This is a genomic window from Bradyrhizobium sediminis (assembly GCF_018736105.1).
Classification (GTDB): domain Bacteria; phylum Pseudomonadota; class Alphaproteobacteria; order Rhizobiales; family Xanthobacteraceae; genus Bradyrhizobium.
This window is the reverse complement of the sequence record NZ_CP076135.1, coordinates 4,272,056-4,297,304: the sequence shown is the minus strand read 5'-3', so window position 1 is coordinate 4,297,304 and position 25,249 is coordinate 4,272,056. Positions and strand designations below refer to the sequence as shown.

20 protein-coding genes and 1 tRNA gene are annotated in these 25,249 nt (G+C 62.0%); 15 read left to right on the top strand and 6 right to left on the bottom strand.

What is annotated here, in order from left to right:
• Window positions 1-58 precede the first annotated feature (58 nt).
• Together KMZ68_RS20520 and KMZ68_RS20515 are read right to left on the bottom strand one after the other, a co-directional pair.
• Window positions 59-1,615 (bottom strand): glycine betaine ABC transporter substrate-binding protein, encoded by a 1,557-nt coding sequence (locus KMZ68_RS20520; protein WP_215612983.1) that lies wholly within the window; start codon window positions 1,613-1,615, stop codon window positions 59-61.
• Window positions 1,612-2,412, bottom strand: coding sequence for an ATP-binding cassette domain-containing protein (locus tag KMZ68_RS20515; protein ID WP_215612982.1), 801 nt, complete (start codon window positions 2,410-2,412; stop codon window positions 1,612-1,614). Before KMZ68_RS20515 ends, KMZ68_RS20520 begins: the two co-directional genes overlap by 4 nt.
• Window positions 2,413-2,539: 127 nt before the next feature.
• Between KMZ68_RS20515 and KMZ68_RS20510 the strand changes: the two genes are divergently transcribed.
• The 5 genes from KMZ68_RS20510 to KMZ68_RS20490 all read left to right on the top strand — a co-directional run bounded on the left by KMZ68_RS20510 (window position 2,540) and on the right by KMZ68_RS20490 (window position 6,954).
• Window positions 2,540-3,367 (top strand): ABC transporter ATP-binding protein, encoded by an 828-nt coding sequence (locus KMZ68_RS20510; RefSeq protein ID WP_215612981.1) that lies wholly within the window; start codon window positions 2,540-2,542, stop codon window positions 3,365-3,367.
• The gene (locus KMZ68_RS20505) at window positions 3,367-4,152 is read left to right on the top strand and encodes an ABC transporter permease (RefSeq protein ID WP_215612980.1); all 786 of its coding nucleotides are present in this window, start codon (window positions 3,367-3,369) and stop codon (window positions 4,150-4,152) included. The genes KMZ68_RS20510 and KMZ68_RS20505 overlap by 1 nt, the downstream gene beginning before the upstream one ends.
• A 73-nt stretch (window positions 4,153-4,225) precedes the next feature.
• Window positions 4,226-5,254: an ABC transporter substrate-binding protein gene (locus KMZ68_RS20500; RefSeq protein WP_215612979.1), complete on the top strand. Its 1,029-nt coding sequence runs from the start codon at window positions 4,226-4,228 to the stop codon at window positions 5,252-5,254.
• 9 nt (window positions 5,255-5,263) lie between these two features.
• Complete coding sequence (locus KMZ68_RS20495) at window positions 5,264-5,971, top strand: NUDIX hydrolase (RefSeq protein ID WP_215612978.1); 708 nt, start codon at window positions 5,264-5,266, stop codon at window positions 5,969-5,971.
• Window positions 5,972-6,042: 71 nt separating this feature from the next.
• On the top strand, window positions 6,043-6,954 hold the full coding sequence (locus KMZ68_RS20490) for a polyphosphate kinase 2 family protein (protein ID WP_215612977.1): 912 nt from the start codon (window positions 6,043-6,045) through the stop codon (window positions 6,952-6,954).
• Between the two features lie 745 nt (window positions 6,955-7,699).
• Here KMZ68_RS20490 and KMZ68_RS20485 read toward each other — a convergent pair.
• Window positions 7,700-7,873: a hypothetical protein gene (locus KMZ68_RS20485; RefSeq protein WP_215612976.1), complete on the bottom strand. Its 174-nt coding sequence runs from the start codon at window positions 7,871-7,873 to the stop codon at window positions 7,700-7,702.
• A 758-nt stretch (window positions 7,874-8,631) separates the two neighbouring features.
• Here KMZ68_RS20485 and KMZ68_RS20480 point away from each other — a divergent pair.
• The 9 genes from KMZ68_RS20480 to KMZ68_RS20440 all read left to right on the top strand — a co-directional run bounded on the left by KMZ68_RS20480 (window position 8,632) and on the right by KMZ68_RS20440 (window position 20,235).
• Window positions 8,632-10,191, top strand: a complete 1,560-nt coding sequence (locus tag KMZ68_RS20480; RefSeq protein WP_215612975.1) for a 2-isopropylmalate synthase — start codon at window positions 8,632-8,634, stop codon at window positions 10,189-10,191.
• A 227-nt stretch (window positions 10,192-10,418) separates the two neighbouring features.
• Complete coding sequence (locus KMZ68_RS20475) at window positions 10,419-12,227, top strand: sensor histidine kinase (protein WP_215612974.1); 1,809 nt, start codon at window positions 10,419-10,421, stop codon at window positions 12,225-12,227.
• Window positions 12,224-13,570: a sigma-54-dependent transcriptional regulator gene (locus tag KMZ68_RS20470; protein ID WP_215612973.1), complete on the top strand. Its 1,347-nt coding sequence runs from the start codon at window positions 12,224-12,226 to the stop codon at window positions 13,568-13,570. The genes KMZ68_RS20475 and KMZ68_RS20470 overlap by 4 nt, the downstream gene beginning before the upstream one ends.
• 599 nt (window positions 13,571-14,169) lie before the next feature.
• A complete protein-coding gene (locus KMZ68_RS20465; protein WP_215612972.1) occupies window positions 14,170-15,171 on the top strand; it encodes a TRAP transporter substrate-binding protein in 1,002 nt (333 codons plus the stop codon).
• Between the two features lie 136 nt (window positions 15,172-15,307).
• Window positions 15,308-15,883 carry a TRAP transporter small permease gene (locus KMZ68_RS20460; RefSeq protein ID WP_215612971.1) on the top strand — a complete coding sequence of 192 codons (576 nt, stop codon included), beginning with the start codon at window positions 15,308-15,310 and terminating at the stop codon, window positions 15,881-15,883.
• Window positions 15,880-17,205, top strand: a complete 1,326-nt coding sequence (locus KMZ68_RS20455; protein ID WP_215612970.1) for a TRAP transporter large permease — start codon at window positions 15,880-15,882, stop codon at window positions 17,203-17,205. Before KMZ68_RS20460 ends, KMZ68_RS20455 begins: the two co-directional genes overlap by 4 nt.
• A 207-nt stretch (window positions 17,206-17,412) precedes the next feature.
• Window positions 17,413-19,158: a caspase family protein gene (locus KMZ68_RS20450; RefSeq protein ID WP_215612969.1), complete on the top strand. Its 1,746-nt coding sequence runs from the start codon at window positions 17,413-17,415 to the stop codon at window positions 19,156-19,158.
• A gap of 228 nt (window positions 19,159-19,386) precedes the next feature.
• Window positions 19,387-19,986, top strand: a complete 600-nt coding sequence (locus tag KMZ68_RS20445; protein ID WP_215612968.1) for a Spy/CpxP family protein refolding chaperone — start codon at window positions 19,387-19,389, stop codon at window positions 19,984-19,986.
• Window positions 19,987-20,159: 173 nt separating this feature from the next.
• Window positions 20,160-20,235 (top strand) — tRNA-Lys (locus KMZ68_RS20440).
• Between the two features lie 274 nt (window positions 20,236-20,509).
• On the opposite strand, the gene KMZ68_RS20435 is transcribed toward KMZ68_RS20440, so the two are convergent.
• Both KMZ68_RS20435 and KMZ68_RS20430 read right to left on the bottom strand, forming a co-directional pair.
• On the bottom strand, window positions 20,510-20,878 hold the full coding sequence (locus KMZ68_RS20435) for a hypothetical protein (RefSeq protein ID WP_215605491.1): 369 nt from the start codon (window positions 20,876-20,878) through the stop codon (window positions 20,510-20,512).
• Between the two features lie 64 nt (window positions 20,879-20,942).
• Window positions 20,943-22,247, bottom strand: a complete 1,305-nt coding sequence (locus tag KMZ68_RS20430; RefSeq protein ID WP_215612967.1) for an NAD(P)-binding domain-containing protein — start codon at window positions 22,245-22,247, stop codon at window positions 20,943-20,945.
• Window positions 22,248-22,752: 505 nt separating this feature from the next.
• Here KMZ68_RS20430 and KMZ68_RS20425 point away from each other — a divergent pair.
• Window positions 22,753-23,433, top strand: a complete 681-nt coding sequence (locus KMZ68_RS20425) for a hypothetical protein (protein ID WP_215612966.1) — start codon at window positions 22,753-22,755, stop codon at window positions 23,431-23,433.
• Between the two features lie 94 nt (window positions 23,434-23,527).
• Here the strand turns inward: KMZ68_RS20425 and KMZ68_RS20420 are convergent, their stop codons facing one another.
• On the bottom strand, window positions 23,528-25,045 hold the full coding sequence (locus KMZ68_RS20420; RefSeq protein ID WP_215612965.1) for an ankyrin repeat domain-containing protein: 1,518 nt from the start codon (window positions 25,043-25,045) through the stop codon (window positions 23,528-23,530).
• Between the last annotated feature and the right edge of the window lie 204 nt (window positions 25,046-25,249).

Below are 25,249 nucleotides of genomic sequence, written 5' to 3'. Positions count from 1 at the left end.
CGCCATCGGCCGCGCATTCACGCGCCCCGATAGCTTTTTCCACCCTACGATTCCTTCCCTACTTCCCGGTCTTGTCCCACAGCCAGCGCGCCACCGCATCCGAAGACGACGCGCCGTCGCCGCCGGCGGCGCGCAGATTGGCCTCGCGCATCGCCGAGATGTCGATCCGGCCGAGCAGCGGGGCCAGCGCCGCGCGCAGGCGCTGATCGGACGCACGCTTCGGCGCCAGCAGCACGATCGCGTCGTAAGGCGGAATTGCGCCCCTGGGATCGTCGAGCACCGCCAGATCGTATTTCGCGATCAGCCCGTCGCTGGTATAGCCCGCGATCACGTCGACCTCGCCGGAGGCGACTGCGGCATACATGAAATCCGGCTGCATCTGCCGCTGCGCGCGAAAGCCGAGCCCGTAGGCCTTTTGCAGGCTCGCCCATTCCGGCCGCGAAAAGAATTCATAATCCGCCGCAATCGACAGCGTCGGCGCGCGCGAGGCGAGATCGGCGATCGAGCGGATGCCGAGCGCTTCGGCGCGCTTCCGGGGTATCACCAGCGCATAGGCGTTCTCGAAACCGAGTTCGCCCAACAGCGTGATGTTCTGCTGCGCCAGTATCGTCTTCAGTTCGGCGAGCATTGCCCGGCGCGGCTTGCTGTCGGTGCGGTGAAACTGATTGGCCCACAGCGTGCCGGAATAGTCGACATAGACGTCGATGTCGCCCGACGCCAGCGCGTCGAAGATCACGTTGGAGCCGAGGCCCTCGCGGGTGGCGGCGGTCAGCCCCGCCGCCCGCAGCCGCTGCGTCATCAGCGCCGACAGCACATACTGCTCGGCAAAGGTCTTGGCGCCGACGACGTAGCCCGACGGCGAGCGCGCCATCGAGGGCGCCAGCGTCGACGCGACCAGCGCCGCGATGCCGATGCCGCCGAGCGCGGCGCGCAGGCGGCTGCGGCGGCGAATGCCGGTCTCGACCAGGGCCAGCAGTTGATCGACCGCCAGCGCCAGCACCGCGGCGGAAAGGCAGCCGAACAGCACCAGCACCCAGTTCTGGGTCTGCAGCCCGGCGAAGATGTAATTGCCGAGGCTGGTCTGCCCGATCGGGGTCGACAGCGTCGCGGTGCCGATCACCCAGACCGCCGCGGTGCGGATCCCTGCCATTATCACCGGCAGCGCCAGCGGCAATTCCACCTGCAACAGCGACTGCCGCGGCGTCATGCCGACGCCCTGGGCTGCCTCGAGGATCGCAGGGTCCACGCTTTGCAGGCCGGTGATGGTGTTGCGCAGCACCGGCAGCATGGAATAGAGCGCCAGCGCCAGCACCGCCGGGAGGAAGCCGAAGGCGGAAAAGCCGACGCCGAGCCACGACAGCGACACGGCCGCCAGCGCCAGCAGCAGCGGATAGAACAGCGCGAGCAGCGCCAGCCCCGGCACGGTCTGCACGATGGAGGCAAGCCCGAGCAACACGCCGCGCGGTACTGGACGATTGCGTACCGCAATCGCCAGCGGCAGGCTGACCGCAAGCCCGAGCGCCAGCGCCGTGACCGAAACGCGCACATGGTTGCCGAGATAATCCGGCAGGTGCGCCAGCGCCTCGCTCCAGCGTGGGTCGGAGAACGTGCTCATGCCGCGCCGTCCCGCGGCAGCAGCACGTTGAGCCGTTCGGCCTGCCGCCGCGGCGTGCGCAGCAATTCGCCGACGTAAGCGTCGCCGCTGGCGGAAAGTTGCGCCGGCGTGCCCTGCGCCAGCAGCCTTCCGGCGCGCATCACCGCGATACGGTCTGCGAGCAGGATCGCCTCGGTCATGTCGTGGGTGATCATGACCGTGGTGAGCCCAAGCTTCCGGTGCAGGTCGCGAAAATCCTCGCCGAGCGCGTCGCGGGTGAGGGGATCGAGCGCGCCGAACGGCTCGTCCATCAGCACGATCCGCGGTTTCGCCGCCAAAGCGCGGGCGACGCCGACGCGCTGGCGCTGGCCGCCCGACAGTTCATGCGGAAAGCGGTCGCGGTAGAGCCTGCGGTCGAGCCGCACCAGATCGAGCAGTTCATCCACCCGCGCGGCAATCTCCGCCGCCGGCGTGCCCTGTAGCTTGGGCGTGATGCCGATATTGCCGGCGACGCTGAGATGCGGGAACAGCCCGCCGCTCTGGAACACATAGCCGATGCGGCGGCGCAACTGGATCGGATCGACGCTGCTGATATCCTCGCCCTCGACTGTGATGGTGCCCGCGTCGGCGTCGATCAGCCGGTTCGCCAGCCGCAGCAGCGTGGTCTTGCCCGAGCCGGAGCCGCCGACGATGGCGAGGAATTCGCCCGCGGCGACCTTGAGCGAGACGTCGTCGACCGCCCGAACCGGCTCGCCGCCGCGGCCGCCGGCAAAGTTCTTGCCGACATGCGCAAAGGCGATCAGCGGCGCATTTTGCATTCCAGTCCCGCCCAAAGTTCCTCTTGCCCTCCAGGGGAGGGTGAAAGATCAACTACCACGTCGCCGCACCGCGTTGAACTTATCCTTCGCAAGCGCTAAGGCATCCTGCAAACTTGGAGGGACGCGGGTGGAAACGACGAAGCCGACGGCGGTCGCGCTTGACGACGCGACGGTGGCGTTCCGCCTGGCCGACAGCCGCGTCTATACCGCGGTCGAGCAGGCCCGGCTCAGGATCGAGCATGGCGAGTTCGTCGCCATCGTCGGTCCCACCGGATGCGGGAAATCGACGCTCTTGAACGTCGCCGCCGGCCTGCTCAAGCCGGCGTCCGGAGCGGTGCGGATCTTCGACCAGCCGCTGACGGGGCTGAACCGCGACGCCGGCTATCTGTTCCAGGCCGATGCGCTGTTTCCCTGGAAGACCGCGATCGACAACGTCGCCATCGGACTCGAGATCAAGGGCGCGCCGCGCGCACACGCGCTGGAACGCGCGCAGGGCTGGCTGACGGCGGTCGGTCTCGGCGCCTTTGCGGGCCGCTATCCGCACATGCTCTCCGGCGGCCAGCGCAAGCGCGTCGGCCTCGCCCAGGTCCTGATCCGCGATCCCAAGATCCTGCTGATGGACGAGCCGTTCGGGCCGCTCGACGCCCAGACCCGGCAGATCATGGGCAACCTGCTGCTCGAACTCTGGAACGCCGACCGCAAGGCGGTGCTGTTCGTCACCCACGATCTCGAGGAGGCGATCGCGCTGGCCGACCGCGTCGTGATCATGTCGGCGGGGCCGAGCGCGCGCATCATCGGCGACTGGCGGGTGCCGCTCGCCCGGCCGCGCGACATTTCGGAAGTCCGCATGGAAAAGGAGTTTCACGCGCTGCACCGGGAAATCTGGAGCGTGCTGAAGGACGAAGTGATGAAGGGCTATGTGCAATCCTCGCAGGCCCCAATGGGGGTTGCATGATGAGCCGGCCCGTTCTGCTGCTGTGTCAGCTGCTGGTCGCCGTGGTCGGCCTTGCGCTCTGGCAGTTGCTCGCCACCGTGCCGGTGTTCGGCCGCGTCCTGCTGCCGCCGTTCTTCTTCTCCAACCCGGTCGACGTCGGCGCCCAGATCGTCGACTGGTTCGTGCGCGGCGTGATCTGGAAGCATCTCTTGATCACGCTGTGGGAATCGGTGCTGGCGTTCGCGATCGGTTCGATCGGCGGCGTCGCGGTCGGCTTCTGGTTCGCGCGCCAGCCGCGCGTGGCGGCGATATTCGATCCCTATGTGAAGATGGCCAACGCGCTGCCCCGCGTGGTTCTGGCGCCGATCTTCACGCTGTGGCTGGGCCTCGGCATCTGGTCGAAAGTCGCGCTCGGCGTCACGCTGGTGTTCTTCATCGTCTTCTTCAACGTCTATCAGGGCGTCAAGGAGGTCTCTGCGACGGTGCTGGCCAACGGCCGCATGCTCGGCATGAGCGAGCGGCAATTGACGCGGCACGTCTACTGGCCGTCGGCGCTGTCCTGGATGTTCTCCTCGCTGCATACCTCGGTCGGCTTTGCCGTGGTCGGGGCCGTGGTCGGCGAATATCTGGGATCTGCGGCCGGGCTCGGCTATTTGATCCAGCAGGCCGAAGGCGTGTTCGACGTCGCCGCGGTTTTCGCCGGCATGTTCGTGCTGTCGGCCTTCGTCATCCTGATCGATCTGGTGGTGACATTCGTCGAGCGGCGCCTGCTGGTCTGGCGGCCAACCGTAGAAGGGCACGGCTAGAGTCGTAAGTCGCCTTCTCAAGCGGCGCGCGCTGCTCTATCGTGCGCGCAACGAATGAGCACTGGAGGAAACCATGAGAACGATTGTCGGCAGGCTGGCCGGGACGCTGTTGGCGCTGATGCTGACATCGGGCCTTGCGGCGGCGCAGAGCAAGGTCACCGTTGCGATCGGGGGCGGCGCCTGCCTGTGCTACCTGCCGACGGTGCTGGCCCAGCAGCTCGGCGAATACGAAAAGGCGGGCCTTGCGGTCGAACTGGTCGACCTCAAGGGTGGTTCCGACGCGCTGAAGGCCGTGCTCGGCGGCAGCGCCGACGTGGTGTCCGGCTATTTCGACCACTGCGTCAATCTCGCCGCCAAGAAGCAGGAGATGACGGCCTTCGTCGTCTACGACCGCTATCCGGGGCTGGTGCTGGTGGTGTCGCCCTCCCATAACGCCGAGATCAAGTCGATCAAGGACCTGGCCGGCAAGAAGGTCGGCGTCAGCGCGCCGGGCTCCTCGACCGATTTCTTCCTTAAATATCTCCTGAAGAAGAACGGCCTCGATCCCGCGAGCGCTTCGGTGATCGGCGTCGGCCTCGGCGCCACCGCGGTTGCGGCGATGCAGCAGGGCCAGATCGATGCTGCCGTGATGCTGGATCCGTCGGTCACCGTGCTGCAGGGCAACCATCCGGACCTACGCATCCTCGCAGATACCCGCACCCAGAAGGATACGCTCGAAGTGTTCGGCGGCGAATATCCGGGCGGTTCGCTCTATTCCACGACCGCCTGGGTCAATTCGCACGAGAAGGAGGCGCAGGCCCTGACCAATGCGATCGTGAACACGCTGGCTTGGATCCACTCGCATTCGCCCGAGGAAATCATGGCGAAGATGCCGCCGGAGATGGTCGGCAAGAACAAGGAACTCTACTTGGCCGCGCTCAAGAACACGATCCCGATGTATTCGTTGACCGGCAGGATGGATCCCAAGGGGGCGGACGCGGTGCTCGCGGTGTTCAGCGAAGGCTCGCCCGAGGTCGCCAAGGCCAAGATCGACCTTGCGAAGACCTTCACCAACAAATTCGTCGAGCAGGCAAAGAAGACGACGGGGACGAATGCGAAGTAGACTTCCGCGATGACGCTTCCGGTTTTTCATCGCATCGCGACGCTTGATCTGAACGTGCAGCCCTGGTCGTGGCCGTTCGCGCAAGCGCGGCGCGCCGATATCGAGGCGCATTTCAAAGCCAGGCAGCGCGAGAAACCGCAGATCTGGAACGGCCGGGTTCTGCTGGCGCGCAACCCGGCCTTCACCGGGACCCGCTTCAGCGCCGACTATTTCGAAACCGATTTCGCCAGTTTCCTGGCCTGGCGCGATTGGGGGTTTCCCGATCGGGACGTCGTCAACAGTCCTGGAATGGGGGCGCTGCGCTGCTCCGATGGCACCTTCGTGCTCGGCGAGATGGCGCAACACACCTCGAATGCCGGGCGCATCTACTTTCCCGCGGGAACACCCGATCTCCATGACATCAGGGATGGCGCGGTCGATCTTTCCGGCAGCGTCGCCCGCGAAGTCGAGGAGGAGACCGGCCTGACGCCTGACGACTATCAGGCCGGCCCGCAGTGGGATTGCGTGCGCTACGGCGGGACCATTGCGCTGATCAGGATATTGAACGTCGCGCTCACGGGCGAGGAACTGCGCGCCAGGATCGAGGCCAATCTCGCCCGGCAGGAACAGCCCGAATTCTCCGCCATCCATCTGGTGCGTGCGACTTCCGATCTGTCAGCGGCGATGCCGCGCTTCGTCACCGCGTTCATCGAGAAGCAGCTGGCCACCCCGTTTTGAACTGGTCTGGTGCTGCGCCTGAGCGCCATGTACCTTGCAGTCCGCATCAGCCAACCGGAGCTCCCGAAGCCATGGGCAATAATTCTTCGCAATCGCTTGGCAACCAGCTGAAGCCTTTCATTGCGCCGTTTCGCTTCGACGGATCGGGCAAGTTTCATCTCAAGTCGCACAAGACCGACGAGAAGGGCGGTCTCGACAAGGAAAAGGCGGAAACGATTCTCGAGGCCAACCGCCAGCGGCTGAGCGATTTCCAGGAAAAGCTTTACGCGCAGGACCGCTGGTCGCTGCTCCTGATCTTTCAGGGCATGGACGCGTCGGGCAAGGACAGCGCCATCAAGAGTGTCTTCGAGGGCGTCAATCCGCAGGGCTGCGAGGTCTATTCGTTCAAGCAGCCGACCTCCCTCGAACTCGACCATGATTTCATGTGGCGCACCACGATCGCGCTGCCGGAGCGCGGCCGCATCGGCATCTTCAACCGCTCCTACTACGAGGAATGCCTGGTGACGCGGGTGCACCCCGAGATACTGGCCAAGGAGAAGATCCCGCCCAGCCTGATCACCAAGCACATCTGGCGCGAGCGGTTCGAGGACATCTCCGCGTTCGAGCGTTATCTCGCGCGCAACGGCACGGTGATCCTGAAATTCTTCCTCAACCTCTCGAAAGAAGAGCAGCGCGAACGCTTTCTGGAGCGGCTGGACGAGCCCGCCAAGAACTGGAAGTTCTCGATGGGCGACATCGCCGAGCGCGCGCTGTGGAAGCGGTACATGGCGGTGTATCAGGAGATCGTCCGGCACACCTCGACGTCGCTGGCCCCGTGGTACGTGGTGCCCGCGGATCACAAATGGTTCGCGCGGGTGGTGATCGGCTCCATCATCGTCAGCGCGCTCGACAAGCTCGACCTGAAATTCCCGCGCGCCGACAAGGCGTCGCTGCAGGAATTCAAGCAGGTGCGCAAGGCGCTGGAGAACGAAGGCAAGCGCTGAGCGGGGAGGGCGGCGCTGCTCTTGCTTGCTGCAGGCGATTTGCCCGTCGTCGCATCGCGCGGCCTCGGCCGCGGAAATTTTCGTCGAACAGGCCGTGCACGTGAAGGCCGATTTGTTCAATCTATTCAACGAATCCACCCGACGGGCAAATCGGTCGAAAGTCCGTCAAGCCGATTGGGCAAAAATATTCTGATTTTCCGAAATCGCAAATCGGTCTATATCGATCGCATCCCGTCCCATCAAGAGGGGCGTTTCGCGAACGTCACGGACGTAGGGGCGGGATGCGGTGGACGCAGGCGGCGCGCGAGACGGGCGTGCAGCTGGCGGACGGCGAAGTCGTGTGGTCCTGACACCCCGACGCTGGTGTCAAGTTCGCGCTAGGGAGCGCGGGCGACGGTGGCAAGAAAGCCCGGTCGCCGGGGAGATCACGTATAAGCCGTAAAACCATTGCGCAGGGAAGGCCGGGATGCTCCCGCTGAACCTGTATGCTCGTGTGCGTTTTTTCGCACATATTTGCACACGAGACCGCGGGTGCAGCGCGCACCCGGTCTTCCCTGCGCCCTCTGACCGGAGGGCCAAAGGAAATTCGATGGCAAACCTCGGGCATTTCAGGCCGCGAGATCGCGAGGCCGTGTCTGCGGGAGCCGTGTCTGGGAACGGCGTGTTGTTTGAGAATTTGAAACGGCAGTTCCGGATGGAGCCACCTTCAGGCGACAACGACAGTGGCGCTCTGCGGTTTGCGGGATCAGTGCGCTGCTTCGTGTTCCCGCTTGGGCGTTGCGTCCTGATGCTCGACCGACAGCGAGCGATAATGCGCTGCCATTTCCCTGTAGTGCTGTCGCGTAATCGGGTCGGCAGCCGTTTCTGCCCGTTCTTCGAACATTCGTGCCCGTTCAATCAGATCCTTGGCATTGGGCATGGGACGTCTCTGTGCTGAAACTCTGCCCTCCTATGTGGGTGGGCCTTTCGCGTTGCGCCCGGCCGGCGCCGTTCAAATCGCCGTGTTGAACCGGCGCCTGACCGGATTTTCAGGCGATCGTCGCGAGGTGAAACCTGCGCATCTCCGCCAGGCGCGCCCGGCAATACTCGCGGTAGATCAAGCTGATTAGCGTCCACATGATCGCACTCCGTTGTTTGATCGTCCGGCCTCACTGTAGGGGGGCTTCGTTTCCGGCGGTTTTCCCGGCCCCGAGAAAACGGCTTCGTCGGCGCCGCCGGATGTTTCGAGATCCGGCCGGGATGAAGCGGCTTCACGGGACCGGGATCGGCAATTTGAGGCCGGCGCCGGGGGCGAGGTCCGCACCGGCGACAATTAGGTCAGCCCATCTGACCATCTTTTGGCGTTGCGATCAGGCCCCTTTCTCGTCTAGAACGGCCCGGGAGCGCCGTTCCGGCAACGAACCGTCAATGGTTTTGGCCGAGGATTCCGCGTCCCAAGGGTCTGGCAATGCTGATTCGCAGCGAAAAAATTGGAGTTCACGGGGGAGCGGCCGTTGCCGTCCGTCCCGGCGCGATTCCGGCTGCGTCACTGCCCACCCTGCTTCTTGGCGGGCTTCTGCTTCTTATCGGCCCCTGAGGGCCGTCTGGGCGGTTTGCGCCTGGGCACTCAGGGGTTCGCGCGAGATCACCAGACCCTTCAGCGCTCGCATGGCGCACGACCCAAAAGGAATTCAGCAGATGACCACCGTCAACAAGTCCGCCAAGGACCGCGTAATCATATTCGACACCACCCTGCGCGACGGCGAACAATGTCCCGGCGCCACCATGACCTTCGAGGAGAAGCTCGAGATCGCCGAGATGCTCGACGACATGGGCGTCGACGTCATCGAGGCCGGCTTCCCGATCACCTCCGAAGGCGACTTCCAGGCGGTCAGCGAGATCGCACGGCGCTCCAAGAACTCGATCATCGCCGGCCTGTCGCGGGCGCATCCGAAGGACATCGACCGCTGCGCCGAGGCGGTGAAATTTGCAAAACGCGGCCGCGTCCACACCGTGATCGCGACCTCGCCGCTGCACATGCGGGTCAAGCTCAACATGACCCCGGAGCAGGTGATCGAAACCTCGATCGCCAACGTCACCCGCGCGCGCAACCATATCGACGACGTCGAATGGTCGGCGGAGGACGGCACCCGCAGCGAAATGGATTTTCTCTGCCGCATCGTCGAGGCCGTGATCAAGGCCGGCGCCACCACGGTCAATATTCCCGATACCGTCGGTTACACCGTGCCGGAGGAATACACGGCCTTCATGCGCACGCTGATCGAGCGGGTGCCGAATTCCGACAAGGCGGTGTTCTCGGTGCACTGCCATAACGATCTCGGCATGGCGGTGGCGAACTCGCTGGCCGGCCTGGCCGGCGGCGCCCGGCAGATCGAATGCACCGTCAACGGCATCGGCGAACGGGCAGGCAATGCCGCGCTTGAGGAAGTCGTGATGGCGATCAACATCCGCAACGACCGGTTTCCCTATTGGAACAAGATCGACACCACCATGCTGACGCGGGCCTCGAAGCTGGTGTCGGCGGCGACCTCTTTCCCGGTGCAGTACAACAAGGCGATCGTCGGCCGGAACGCCTTCGCGCATGAGAGCGGCATCCATCAGGACGGCGTGCTCAAGGACGCATCGACCTACGAGATCATGCGCCCGGAGATGGTCGGCCTGAAGAAGTCGTCGCTGGTGCTGGGCAAGCATTCGGGGCGCCATGCCTTCGTGCACAAGCTGGAGGAGATGGGCTACAAGCTCGGCCCCAACCAGCTGGAAGACGCGTTCGGGCGGATGAAGGCGCTGGCCGACCGCAAGAAGGACATCTACGACGAGGACATCGAGGCGCTGGTCGATCAGGAAATCGCCGCTTCCCACGACCGCATCAAGCTGACCTCGCTGACGGTGATCGCGGGCACCCATGGTCCGCAGCGCGCCACCATGAAGCTCGATGTCGACGGCCAGATCAAGATCGAGGAAGCCGAGGGCAACGGGCCGGTCGATGCGGTGTTCAACTGCATCAAGGCGCTGGTGCCGCACGAGGCCAAGCTCGAACTCTATCAGGTCCACGCGGTCACCGAAGGCACCGACGCGCAGGCCGAGGTGTCGGTGCGGCTCGCCCATGAGGGCCGTTCGATGACATCGAAGGCGTCCGATCCGGATACGCTGGTGGCTTCGGCCAAGGCCTATCTCGGGGCGCTCAACAAGATCGTCATGAAGCGCCAGCGCGACATGCCGGCGGTGGCGGCGAGCTGAACTCTTCCGAGAGAGGCCATTTTCAATCCGCAGACGACAAACGCGGCGCATCGGCGTCGCGTTTGCGTATCGGAAGTAAATATCTGAAATTGCTTATGAAATCGTATTGTTGGACGCGAATTGGCGGATTTCCGCACAGGGTCCTATGGAAGTTTGTGTGAATTTATGCGCAACTGCCCGTGGCGGGCTCACAAGTGGCAATTTTTTCTACCCCACGGTTTCGCACGGTGCTCATCCTCTACGCCGCTGTTTCCGGCGTGGCGCTGACGGTCGCCCTGTGGCTGGCCGGCGATTACGGACGAACGAGAGCATACGAAGGACTGAAAACGAGGGCACGGAGCGCGGCAGACCTCAATGCAACGGTGCTGCGCAGCGAGCTTGAGAAGCACCGGTCCATTCCATTCATCCTGTCCACCGATCCCGATGTGGAGGCCGCGCTCACCTCGCGCGATCCCGGCAAGGTTGAACTGCTCGACAGAAAATTCGAGGGCCTGGCGGAGGGGACCCGCGCTTCCGTGATTTACCTCCTGGATGCCGATGGTCGCACGCTCGCTGCGAGCAACTGGAAAACGACGACGAGTTTCGTCGGCAACAGCTATCGCTTCCGCCCTTACTACTCGCTGGCTGTCGACAAGGGCAGTGCCGAGTATTTTGCCCTCGGTACCGTCAGCCGGCGGCCAGGTCTCTATATCTCCCGCCGCGTGGATGGCCCGGCGGGCGTTCTGGGCATCGTGGTCGTCAAGCTGGAATTCGATCAAGTGGAGGCCGGTTGGGGCCGCTCCGACATGCCGTCCTACGTCACCGAGGAACGCGGCATTGTCCTGATCACCAGCAACCAGAATTGGCGGTTCATGACGGAGACGCCACTCTCTGCCGGCGACGCAGCGTCAATTCGGGCGAGTCTGCAATTTGGAGAGGCTCCGCTTCGGACGCTTCCGATCAACAAGGTCAGGGATGACACATTCGGCGGCCACCCCGCTCAAGTCGTTGCAGCCCGCCTGCCGGACGCAAAGCAATCCGGCAATTTTCTCAAGATTGAGGCTCCTGTCAGGACGACGGGCTGGCAGTTGCATCTCCTGGTTCCGGCTGCGGACGCCGTCGCGGGTCGTGTCAGCGAGGCGCGCCTGTCTCTCGGTCTCGTTCTCGTGCCGATCCTGGGGCTCGGCGCCGTGCTGCTTTATCGGCGCGAGCGAACTTCCGCTCTCGCGGCAGAGGCTGCAGCCGCGCGAATTGAGCTGGAGCACCATGTCGAGGTTAGAACGCATGATCTGCGCCAGGCGAACGAGCGGCTGGAATGGGAAATAGGCGAACGTCAGAGAACCGAGAATAAACTGCACACGCTCATGGAGGATCTGTCGCAGGCGAACCGGCTTGCTTCGTTAGGCCAGATTACCGCCGGCGTGGCGCACGAGATCAACCAGCCGGTGGCGGCAATCCGGGCCTACGCCGACAACGCCCGCGCGTTTCTCGATCGCGACGACAAGATGCATGTTCAGGACAATCTCGCGATGATCGCCTCTCTGACCGACCGCATCGGAACAATTACCGATGGGCTTCGCAGCTTCAGTCGAAAGGGCACGGGCGAGGTCGGACCTGTCAGCAGCATGGAGGCAATCGAGGGTGCTCTGCTGCTTCTGGGGAGCCGGATTCGAGCTCAATCCACGTCGATTGAATGTCACTATCCCATTGGCGATCTCGTCGTCTCCGCAAATCGAACTCGTCTGGAACAGGTGCTGGTGAATCTCGTTCAGAACGCGCTCGATGCAACCAGGGACAGTGTCGACGGAAGCATTCACATCAGGCTCGACGTTGCGGGTGACGAAGTTGAATTGTCGGTGTCGGACAACGGCCCCGGCATTCCGCAGCACGTCCTGAATACCCTCTTCACCCCGTTCAGGACGGCCAAGGCCAATGGGCTCGGTCTCGGGCTCGTCATTTCGAATGACATCGTGATCGATCTCGGAGGAAGAATCGACGTGAAGAGGATCCAGGAGAGAGAAACGTGTTTCACGGTTGTCCTGAGAAGATACCAATGAATGAGAATTCCCAAACAACGGTCGTTTTTGTCGACGACGACGAAACCCTCCGCCACGCCAATTTGCAAACGCTCGAATTGGCCGGATTCCGGGTCTTGTCGTTCAGCTCGGCCAGCTCCGCGCTAACGGTGTTGAACGGCAATTTCGACGGCGTCGTCGTCACCGACATCCGGATGCCGCAGATCAGCGGGCTGCAATTATTCAGGCGGTTGAAAGAAACCGACCCTGCCATGCCGGTGATCTTGATTACCGGGCACGGGGACATTCCGATGGCTGTCGATGCCATGCGTGAAGGTGCCTATGATTTCATCGCGAAACCCTTCGCCGTGGACCGGCTGATCCATAGCGTTCGACGCGCTGCCGAAATGCGGCGGTTGGTCATGGAAAATCGGCGTCTTTATCTGGCCACCGAGGCTGCGACGCAGGAATTGCCCTTGATCGGGCAAACGCCATCGATGCAGCGGTTGCGCAATACGTTGCGTCAGATCGCCGATGCAGACGTTGATGTGCTGATCGCCGGCGAGACCGGCAGCGGCAAGGAAGTCGTCGCCAACCTCCTTCATCGCTGGAGCAAACGGCGCGCGGGGCACTTCGTTGCACTCAACTGCGGGGCGCTCCCGGAAACCATGATCGAGAGCGAGCTGTTTGGGCATGAGCCCGGCGCGTTCACGGGAGCCCAGAAACGACGCATCGGCCGTATTGAGCATTCGAGTGGCGGAACGCTGTTCCTGGATGAAATCGAGAGCATGCCGGTTTCGACGCAAGTCAAGCTCCTGCGGGTTCTCGAAGCTCGCGAGGTCGCGCCGCTTGGAACCAACGACCTGCGGGCCGTCGACCTTCGCGTGGTCGCCGCATCCAAGGTTGATCTCGGTCATCCGGCACAGCGAAGCAGCTTCCGGGAGGATCTGTTCTTTCGATTGAACGTCGTGACGATCTCGATCCCGCCGCTCAGGGAACGCAGGGAAGATATCCCGCTGCTGTTCGCGCACTTCCTGAACAAGGCGGCGAGCCGGTTCAAGACCAAGCCTGTTGAAATCAACAGGGCTCTTCATCGTCATCTCATGGAGCACCAGTGGCCCGGAAATGTTCGAGAGCTCTCTCATTTTGCGGAACGCGTTGCGCTGGGGTTGGGTGACGGCGAATCGAATTCTGACTCGGAGGCAAGTACGAGCGGTGACTCATTGCCTACCAAGGTTGAGCGTTACGAAGGCGATCTAATTCGCCAAACATTGTCTGAAAATCATGGGGATGTTCGCTTGACGGTGGCGGCACTCGGCATTCCCCGAAAAACGTTCTACGACAAGATGCAGAGACACGGAATCAATCGCGCGGACTATGAATGAATTGGGTTGCAGTATCCGGGATCGAAGTCCCTGGCGTCGAATTGACGTGCGAGATTGCGCACGCTCATCCCATGTGTTGTGCGTCAGATCGGACATTGCTGCAGGCTTTTCGATCGCTCTGTTGAAAATTCCCGCATACTTTCAACGAAGCGGTAACTCGCGGAACCTTGGCACGCAGTTTGCTCAAGTGTTTCCATCTCCTGCCGGCTGGCAGCGAGGTCGATAGGCAGATTCCCACGGCGTCCACTCAAAGAACGGGCCGGGGAGAGGGAGACAACGGTCATGGCTCTTGCCACCAACAAGGCGTGCGTAAACGCGCTTCGGGCATTCCGAACGCTGCCTCGTCACCACGAGGCTTCAGCGTGAATCGCAATCCGACTATTTCGAGCTCAGCGACAACGTCGACCGGCAGCAAGGGCGCATTGCAGGGGAACGCCGCGCGCGAGCGTCGTTTCTTTTGCGATGCAGCAAAATTTGCGAAGTGGCCCCTGCGAACGAGCAATGGCATTTCGGCCGGCTTCTCTGTATTGGTGTCGCTGGAATAACGTCATCGGAGCCGCATAGCTCGCGCGCTTCGGGAAAATCATGTGGGAGGAAAAATGCGTAAACTGGTTTTGGCTGCTGCGTCGGTCGCGGCATTGGCACTGGCAGGGCCCGCGGCGGCGCAGGCTCCGATCGTCATCAAATTCAGCCACGTGGTCGCGCCGAATACGCCGAAGGGTCTCGCCTCCGAAAAGTTCAAGGAACTGGCCGAGAAGTACACCGGCGGCAAGGTGAAGGTCGAAGTCTATCCGAACTCGCAGCTCTACAAGGACAAGGAAGAGCTGGAGGCGCTGCAGCTTGGCGCGGTGCAGATGCTGGCGCCGTCGAACGCAAAATTCGGCCCGATCGGCGTCAAGGAATTCGAGGTTTTCGATCTTCCCTATATCCTGCCGGACCTGAAGACGCTGCGCAAAGTCACCGACGGTCCGCTCGGCGCCAAGCTGCTCAAGCTGCTCGATGCCAAGGGCATGACCGGGCTGGCCTATTGGGACAACGGCTTCAAGGCGATGAGCGCCAACAAGAAGCTGGTCGCGCCCGCCGACTACAAGGGCCTGAAATTCCGCATTCAGTCCTCCAAGGTGCTGGAAGCACAGTTCCGTACGCTTGGTGCGATTCCGCAGGTGATGGCGTTCTCGGAAGTCTATCAGGCGCTGCAGACCGGCGTGGTCGACGGGCAGGAAAATACCTGGTCGAACATCTACACCCAGAAGATGCATGAAGTGCAGAAGTATATCACCAGCACCAATCACGGCTACATCGGCTATATCGTGGTGGTGAACAAGAAGTTCTGGGATGGAATTCCTGCCGATATCAAAGTCCAGCTCGACAAGGCCATGAAGGAAGCCACCGCCTACGGCAACGGTCAGTCGCTGAAGGAAAACGAAGACGCGTTGGCGGAGATCAAGAAGACCGGCAAGAGCGAAATCATCACGCTGACGCCGGAGCAGGATGCGGCGATGCGCAAGGCGCTCGAACCGGTTTACCAGGATGTGGCAAAGCGCGTCGGCCAGCCGCTGATCGACGAATTCCTCAAGGAGACGAGGGGCGCGACCAACTAAAGCGACGTCGGAAGGCTTCCGCGCTTCGGCACGGAAGCCTTTTCACGTCTGGGGGACTGCGGCCGTTTTGGCCGCAAAAGGGAATGCGCGAGATCATCCGCCTTGGCTCCAAGGATGATCCGCATGGGGGGAGTTCATGTTTCTTCGTATCCTCGATCGGCTTGAGGAGATACTGATCGCGACGCTGATGGCGCTCGCGACGTTCATCATCTTTCTTGCGGTGATGCATCGCTATCTCATCGGAATTCCCGTCCTTTATCCGTTGCTGTTTCCGATCAACCTGTCCTGGGCGCAGGAACTGTGCATCTACATGTTCGTGTGGGTGGCGAAGTTTGGCGCGGCCTATGGCGTGCGTACCGGAATTCACGTCGGCGTCGACGTCCTTGTCAACCAGCTCAAGCCGCCGTGGCGGAACATCGTGGTGCTGTTCGGGCTGTTCTGCGGCGCCTTCTTCACCGCCGTGATCGGCACCATGGGCGCAAAATTCGTCTTCGGGCTGATGTTTACCGATCAGGTCTCGCCTGATCTGGAAATTCCAAGCTGGATCATCTATCTCTGCATTCCGCTCGGCTCCTATTTGATGTGCTTCCGTTTTCTCCAGGTTGCCTTCACTTTCTGGCGCACCGGCGAATTGCCGCACCATGACCACGCCCATGTCGAGGGAATCGACGTCGACGCGCCCGGCATCGGCGCCGCGGAGGTCATGCGATGAGCAGCCTATTCATCTTCGGACTCCTGATCGCGCTGATGCTGACGGGCATGCCGATCTCGATCGCGCTTGGCATGACGGTTCTGACCTTCATCTACACGATGACGAACGTTCCGACCGAGTCGGTGGCGCTGAAACTGTTTACCGGCATCGACAATTTCGAGATCATGGCGATCCCGTTCTTCATTCTAGCCGGCAACTTCCTGACCCATGGCGGCGTCGCGCGCCGCATGATCAATTTTGCCACCTCGATGGTCGGGCACTGGCACGGCGGGCTGGGTCTCGCGGGCGTGATGGCCTGCGCACTGTTCGCCGCGGTGTCGGGCTCGTCGCCGGCGACCGTGATCGCGATCGGCTCGATCATGATGCCGGCGATGGTGAAACAGGGTTTCCCCAAGCGCTTCGGCGCCGGCGTCATCACCACCTCCGGTGCGCTCGGCATCCTGATCCCGCCGTCGATCGTGATGGTGATCTATTGCGTGGCGACCGGCGGCAGCGTCGCGCTCGATCCGGCCGGCCTTCGGGTGTCTTCGGCCTCGGTCGGGCAGATGTTCATGGCGGGCGTCATCCCCGGCCTGATGCTGGCGACGTTGCTCGGGCTGACGACGTTCTATCGCGCCTGGAAGAACGACTATCCGCGGTTGCCGCGCGCGAGCTGGACCGAGCGCTTTGTCGCATTCCAGAAATGCATGTGGGGGCTGCTCCTGATCCTGATCGTGCTCGGCGGGATCTATGCCGGCCTGTTCACGCCGACCGAGGCTGCAGCCGTCAGCGCGGTCTATGCCTTCGTCATCGCGGTGTTCGTGTACAAGGACATGGGGCTCAGGGACGTGCCCAAGGTGCTGCTCGGCTCCGCCAATATGAGCGCGATGATTCTCTACATCATCACCAATGCGGTGCTGTTCTCGTTCCTAATGGCGAATGAGAATATTCCGCAGCACATCGCCGCGTGGATCACGTCGATCGGTGTCGACTGGATTATCTTCCTGCTGATCGTCAACGTGCTGCTGCTGATCGCCGGCAATGTGATGGAGGCGTCCTCGATCGTGCTGATCATGGCGCCGATCCTGTTTCCGGTGGCGGTCAAGCTCGGGATTCACCCGGTGCATCTGGGCATCCTGATGGTCGTCAACATGGAAGTCGGCATGTGCCACCCGCCGGTCGGGCTCAACCTCTACGTGGCGTCGGGTATCGCCAAGATGGGCATCACCGAACTGACGATCGCGGTGTGGCCGTGGCTCTTGACCATGCTGATCTTCCTCGGTGTCGTCACCTACGTGCCGGAAATCTCGCTGTGGCTGCCGCGCGCGCTCGGCATGCTCTGAAGGATATCGACCGGCTTGCCGCGATCGCGCGAAGGCGGTCACCCGCCGGGCATGATCGCGGGTGCGGAACCGGGTTGATTGCATCCCGTTGACGCGACCGCCGGCTTGGCAAGCCGGTTCGTGATCGACATCACATACCTCCAGCATGCGCCGGCACTAGCGTGACCACATCCAATCTCACGCCGAGATTTGTTGTGGGAGAGCGCTATGAGCTTATTCAAGAGCACTTTATTGGGTGCCTGCCTTTTCGCCAGCCTGCTGGCGGCAGGTCCGACACGTCCGGCCCATGCCCAGAGAGCGGCAACGGAAACCGCCACCGTCGAACAGTCGGTGCAAACGCAGCCTCCGGTCCAGAAACCAATCCAGGCGGCGGAGAATCCGGCTCGCGCCGGCAATTCGCTGGGATTGACGGGGCCGGAGCAGCGCGTCGCGCTGGTGATCGGCAACTCGAACTATCGAAACGTTGCCCAGCTCTCGAACCCCGCCAATGACGCGAAGGCCGTCGCTCAACTGCTCAATGCCGCGGGCTTCGAGGTCATTTCGGCAACGGATCTCAGTCACAATGAGATGATTCAGGTCGTGCAGGACTTCTCGGGCAAGATTGCCGGTCGTGGTCCGAACACCGTGGCGATGGTGTATTATGCCGGCCACGGCGTGCAGCTCGCGGGCGAAAACTATCTCGTTCCGATCGATGCCAGGATTTCTTCCGAACCTGATCTGGTCAATGGTTCGGTCCGGCTCGTCGACGTGATGGCGACGCTGGAGACGATTCCGAGCCGGATGCGGATCGTTATCCTCGATGCCTGCCGCAACAATCCGTTCCCCTCGCTCAATGAGGCGGGACGCGGACTTGCGATCGTCGATGCGCCGAACGGCTCAATCGTGGCCTATTCAACCGCACCGGGCACCGAAGCGCTCGACGGCACCGGCGACCATAGCCCGTACGCGGCTGCGTTCTTGCGGCTGGCGCATGAGAAAAACCTCCCGATCGAGCAGTTGTTCAAGCGGATTCGGCTCGACGTGAACAATTCGACGGACGGGCGGCAGACCCCCTGGGAAAGCTCGTCGCTGACGCGCGACTTCTATTTCTTCGGCGATACCGCGGTTGCGGCGACGAGAGTGCCGGCACCGCAAAAGGCCGTCCAGGTGGCGGACAATCTTCCCTCGCGCGCCACGCGCCAGGCCTACGACTACGTGCTGGCGGAAAATTCCGTCGAGTACTATCAGGAATTCATCCGGCTCTATCCTCACGATCCGCTGTGCGACCGTATTCGCGCGCTGCTGGGCAGTCTCGTGCAGGCGAAGGCGTGGCACAATGCGGTGCTCGCCAATTCCCCCGTCGCGTACAAGTCGTTCTATGACAAGTTCTCGAACGGTCCCTATGCGCAGAATGCGCTGAAACTGGCGGCGCAGCCGAAAATGGTTCCACTTTCGCAGCCGACGCAGATCATCGCGCCGGCTTCGATCAAGCTCGGCACTCTCGGCATGTCGCGGGACAATTCCGGTCTCAACCCCGGCGGATCCGGGTTGTTGCAGGGCCGCTCTCCGCAACAGGGAAATGTTCTGCAGGGTGGGTCAGGCAACATGGCTGCCGGCAAGTCCGGCATGGACAAGCCCGGCAGTGGCGATCGAATCGTCACGCTGCCCGGCACGCACGCATCTACCGGAAACAATGGCGCCGCTTCCGGCAAGATCATAAACTTGCCGGCCGGTGGTTTGAACAAGGCCGTTGGGCAAAATCCGAAGCTTGGTGGAGTGGCGAACCGCATCGACGGTCGGCCTGCGAAACTGCCCTCGCAGATTGGCGTCAATCGGCAGCCGGTGGGCATATCGCGGTCCAACATCGGTACGCCGCCGGGAAGCGGCGGTGGCAACCTCCGCATGGTGTCGACGCAGTCTCATGGATCTGGTCTCCAACCACAGCAGACCAATGGCAGGTTTGGACGATGGTAAGCATGCAGCTACCCGCGAATAATTCTTAACAAGTCGAGGTTCATTCCGAAATCTGCCCACCAACCGAAGGCGGACGCGGCCTTTGGCTGGTGGCTTCGACACCTGTTCCGGTCGAGAGGACTCGCTGCAGGATTACATCTTGGTAACAGAGGCCACCCTGTCCAATCTGTAAGTTGATTGGCAGGCTGGGTGACCTCATCTTCAGGCAACCTTTTGAAGGAGGTTCGCATGAAGAAGTTCGCCATCGCCGGGATCGCAGCCCTCGCCATCGCCGGTTCCACCGCGGTCTATGCCCAGCACAACCGCCCCTGGTTCCACCACCACGAGCGGATGAGCCCGGAGGACAGGGCGGCGTTCACCGACGCGCGGATTGCCGCCGTCAAGGCGGGCCTCAAGCTCAACGCCGAACAGGAAAAGCTGTGGCCGCCGGTCGAAGCCGCGGTGCGGGATTTCGCCAAACTGCGAATCGATCGCGCCAATGCGCGGATGAATGCCAAGCCTGACGATACCGCGCAGCCGGCCGATCTGGTCGCGCGCCTGCGCGACCGCGCCGAGACCATGGCGACCACGGCGGCGGCGATGAAGAAGATCGCAGACGCGGCGGATCCGCTCTACAAGACCCTCGACGACGGCCAGAAGCGGCGCCTCGCCATCCTGACCCATATGGAAGGCCGGTTCGGCCGGGGTGGCTGGCGCCACCACGGATTCCAGCGCGGCATGGACCGCGACGACGGCGGCTGGGGCCGTGGCTATGACCGGGATCGGTACGACCGGGACGGCGGGCCGGGCAAGGACCGGGGCGACCGGGGGGGCCCCGAGCGGCTCTAGCGGGCAACCGCCCCCGATCGATCGAAATGCGTCAAAAGCCGCTGAATTCAGGCGGCTTTTTCGCCTTCCCGTTCGGTCGAAATGGCCGGGGAATTCCTCGCCACTTTGCTGGACATAGGGGAATCGCTTTGCTAAACGACCCCCTCTTGCGAAGGCTTTCCGGGCCGGTTTCCGGGCGCATAGCTCAGTTGGTAGAGCAGATGACTCTTAATCATCGGGTCCCAGGTTCGAGCCCTGGTGCGCCCACCAAGCTTTTCAAGAACTTGGCAACGTAGCCGACGCGAAAACCAGCCGCGGTTTACGGTTCATTTTGCAGTTTTGTTGGCATTTCGCGCTTCAGCGAGCTGCAGGTCATGGCCGCTGACGAGTCAGTTCGTCGTGGCGGGGCGATCCTGCAACTATGGCACGCCCGAGACCCGGAAATCGCCCAAACGAGACACAGGCCCTGCCGACGCGGCGCCTGAGCTGCTGCCGTGCCGGGTTGGGATTCCCGTCCAGCCGGAGAGAGTGGCTCAGCCGCGCCCTAGTCGCTCAATGCGTCGCCGAGCATCAAGATCAGGTCGCACCGGAAATCGTCAGTGGCTTTGCCGTTCGGGTCCTCAATCCGGTGGTAACATGCGCTGTTTCCAAATTGCCTGTTCTCGAATTTCCCATTGCTGTCTTGAACAGTCTCAGCGCGAACCTTTCTGCCGAGAAAGCCATACAGGGTTTTGGCTTTGGCTGCGCTGCAGTAGAAAATGACGACCGAGCCATTCTCTTCCACGGAACTGGTGCTGATCGCTTCCCTAAAGCAATCGCTCACTCCTGCCAGTGTCAATTCCTTCGGACTTATTTGAGCGTGACTCGATGCGGTGGCGAGCAGGAAACTGATGACCACTGTCAATCCGCTCATGCAGATGTCCGGCCAGCAACTGCGTGTCTGCGGAGGCACCCGGCGCAACGGAGGCTGGACTGATCTAGGCCGTTCCATATTTGGTCTCTACCTCGATGCCGATACTCTTGAGGAAGGCTGTCGGCAAGATGCCGCCGGCGCACACGATGACGGCGTCGTTCCTGATCTGCATTTGTCGCCCCTGTTGCTCGATCTCGACGTCGTGACGGCCGATCCGCTTGACGCTGGATTGGAGCAGGACGGTGAGGCGGCCTGACTTCTCTGCGGTTGCCACCCGCTCGCGATTTTTTGCCTTGGCACGCGAAAATGCGTCGCTGCGGTGGGACAGCGTTACGGTGGTGCCGGGCTGCTCCGCAATGCTGGCTGCTGCTTCAAGGGCGCTGTCGCCACCGCCTACCACCAGCACGTGACATTCCCGGTATTGCTGGGGATCGATCAGGCGGTAAACCACCTTGGATTGGTCCTCCCCTTCGACCTCCAGCTTGCGCGGCGTTCCGCGTCGGCCGATGGCAAGCAACACAGAGGTCGTTCTGTATGATGCGCGGGTTGTCTGAACGGTGAATTCGGAGCCGGATTGCGTGATCGTCTCGACCTGTTCGCCGTAGTTCACCTTCAGGCCGGTCTTGCGTGCAACCTCCCGCCAAACCTCGAGCAAGTCTTCCTTGCTCACCTCTCTGAATTTGAGCGTGCCGACCAGGGGCAGGACTACCGGCGCCGTCATGACGAGCTTGCCGCGCGGGAAATGCGCGACCGTGCCGCCGAAGCTGTCCTGCTCGATCGTCAGAAAGCGGAGCTTGTGCTGGATAGCTGAAAGACTCGCGGAAAAGCCCGCCGGTCCGGCGCCGACGATGATTACGTCGTAGACCTCGGAAGACCGGCTTCGGTCGAATTTTCGTAAGGAGTCGATGGCCTGCCGTCCCTGCTCGATGGCATTGCGAATGAGCCCCATGCCTCCGAGCTCCCCGGCAATGAAGATTCCGGGGACGTTTGTCTGGAAGTCGGGATGGACGTAGGGAATATCGACGCCGCGTTTCTCCGTGCCGTAAACCAGCGTAATCGCATCGCGGGGGCAGGCGTCCTTGCAAGCGCCGTGGCCTATGCAATGGCTGGGTTCGATGAGCTCGGCCTTTCCATTGATCATTCCGAGAATGTCGCCCTCGGGACAGGCGCGGGCACAGGCACCGCAGCCCAGGCATTTGAGCGGATCGATTTTCGGATGCAGGGAAGCCGGTTCGAGAAGTCCGGCTTCGGCCGCCGCGGCCTTGGTCGCGCGGCTGCGCGTCTCTGCGCGTACGCGTAATGCAATATAGAAAGCCCAGATAGCCCCGACGATCAGGGCGTACACTCCTATCGCTGGATTGAGGGTCATCGGGCGAGAGTCTCCAGATGTCGCGCGCCGAAATGCGGTGAACGATCGAAGCGAGGAAGGTTGAGTGGGACGATACTTTCACCAGTCATGTTTGGAATGGATGTCGACGGTCAGCCCCGCATTTCGGGTGGCGCGATGGTGTGGCCCGGGAGTTTGGCGACGAGAAGGCAATGCTCTCCGCCAACAAGCAGATGCGACGCAATCGCAAGGATGACCCATAGTCCGGGCGGGAAACGGAGTGATTTGCGGGCGTCGCGCATGACTTTGCGCCGATGCCCCGGGAATTTCGCATGACTGGACGGCTGGCGTTCCTGATTCCGCTCTTCCTGCAATGATCTAGATCAATGGTTTGAATCAAAAAAGTGCCGACGAATGCCCTGCCGCTGATCGCGGCGCCTTCGATTTGCGGCCAATTGGCAACATTCGACGGAGAATCGAATGGAGGGGGCGAAGCAAGGCCTCATGTCATCCGTTGTAAGCTACGGGACCATTGGTTGGGGGCGCTATGCGAATTCGGCACATCGGAGGAATCGGCGATTTCGGAAAGCTCGCGTTGCTTCGCCATCTTATGCAAGGTCGCCGTCTTGCCGTCTGTCCATACCTCACCGGCGCGGACGATGAGGTGAAGGATTTCGACAAGCATTTCGATTACCTTAGGCGGCCCGATGAGTTTCGGCATCTCGCTCCGGACTTGTTTGACCAGTTGGTGGAAATTGTCAGCGGTCGGACGGTCGCCGATCCCCTGGCCGCGCTGCAAACAAGCAGGGTCTTGGAAAATGCGATATTTCTCCGACATGAAGTTCCCAAACAGACATCGTTGCGTCCGCTTTGGGCTGAGGGGCTGGTCAATTCGGTGAGCGGCGCCAATCTTGTTTTCCTCGACCCCGACAATGGAATTCAGGGGAAGCGATTGACTAACCGGCACGTGGCGCTCGCCGAGATTGCGGCGCTGAGGCTGAAGGGCAGGGTGCTCATCATCGGTCATCACCAGTCCGGCCGCAAAGCCGAGGTCAAGTACCTTGCTGATCAGATGAAGGATCTTGGCTACAATCTCGTCGAGATTGTCCGCTTGCGTCTCGTTGCGTCCTGCCTTTACGTCATTCTGGACCAAGATGAAGACATGGCCGATGCTACAGCAAGGTTCGTCAGGAAGTGGGGAAGTTGGGCTAAATCCTACCGATTCTGACGGCCGTTCGCGGTCAGTCCATGGCACCAGATTCATTTGCGGGAGAACGCAGGCAGACTCCGTGGAATGGGTGCCATCGCTGAAAAAACCGGGGCTATTTCAGCAATTGTGCAATCGCCGTATGTCCTGACGCCATCGCGACGTCGGCCGCAGTTTCGCGCTTCTTGTTTCTGAGATTTCGATTGGCTCCGGCGATCAAGAGCGCCGTGACCACATCTGCTTGCCCCTCCTGGCAGGCAATCATCAGCGCATTGTACCCGAGATTGTTCCGTACATCCGGCCGCGCGCCCTTCTTGAGGAGCTGGCGAACGATCTCGGTCATGCCGGATTTCGCGGCGAGTATCAGTGGTGTATTGCCGGCTTTCGTTGATTCTTCGATGTCGCCGCCGATCAGCAGTCGTGCGGCGTCGCCATTTCCATTTTCGAGGGCTCGAAGCAGTGGCGTTCGGCCCTCGTCGTCGGCGATGCGATGGTCGGCCTTGTTCTTCAGCAACGCCAGGATTCCGCCGGCATTCCCCCGATCGGCCGCAATCCATAGCGCGGTTCGCCTTGTTTCGTCGTAAGCATCAATCGGTGCTCCGTTCGCAATAAGAAAGTCAAGCAGGCTGAGCGGGCATGCGGCAGCAGCGATCATGAGCATCGTGCCACCCCGATCGAGAACCGTCCGGGCATCTGCGCCGCGATTGATCAGGACGCGCACAACCTGCTCGTGGCAGCGGCGGGTAGCAAGCATCAGGGCGGTATCTCCATCGCGATTTCTGGCGGCAAGATCAGCCCCTCGCTTGAGCAGGCCGTCGACGATATCAGCATGTCCACCGGCCGCCGCGAGCATGAGCGGTCTCTCGCCGAGGTGGTTTTCCGTGTTGACGTCCGCTCGGGCCGACAGCAGGGCATCGACAATATCTGCTTTGCCTGCACGGGCCGCGAGCGAAAGGGCCGTATTGCCGTCATCATCTCTTACGGCGACGTCCGCGCCGGCGGAAATCAATTGCCTGACTGCGCTGGTCTGACCGCGCCAGGCGGCGTCGAGCATCCCCGTGCGGTCGGCTCGTGCGGCCTTTGCCATGGCGGTGCGCGAGGAGGTCGCAAGTTGTCTGGGCTCCCGTGGTTCATCGGGCGCTGCCGACGGCGCGGCGCTCGATGCGCCACGTTCGATTGCAGGACGCGCCGGAAGTTCCGCCAGCAGCTTGGCGGCCCCGCCGTTTCCACGTGCCGCCGCCTTCTGCAGCCAGAGCTTCGCCTGGCCGGCGTCCGATGGGACTCCGCGCCCCGTCAAAAACATCTTCGCGAGATTGAATTGAGCGTTGGCGTGGTTTCGTTCAGCGGCGGCCTTCATCCAGCTGAAAGCCAGGAGTTCGTCTTGAGGTACGCCGCGTCCGGCCCGGTAGAGCGAGGCCAGCCTATACTGTGCTTCAGGATCTCCCGACTCCGCCGCCTTGCGGAGAAGTGTTGCGGCACGGCCGAGATCGCCTGTTCGAACCGCCTGGTCGATGACATTCATCGACGTATTGCCGTCACCTGGCTGCGCGAATGAGAAAGCGCTGGTGGTGGCAACAGCGACGAGCGTCGCTGCGGCAAGCAACGACCGGCACGATACCTTTGACGAATCCATCTTTCGCTGTGACCCTGGAGCCGACAATCAAGAACACCGGGCACGACGAGGTCCGTGCCAGACATGGGAGGCGATGTTCAGTGTCCCTCGACATTGCGCTGCATTCTTCGTCACATCCGATTGCGGCGGATTGATAACGGCGTTGTGTCTGGTCGCGCGCCACAAAACTGACCGTCTTTCTTCAAGTTGTCGCCTACCTCGAAG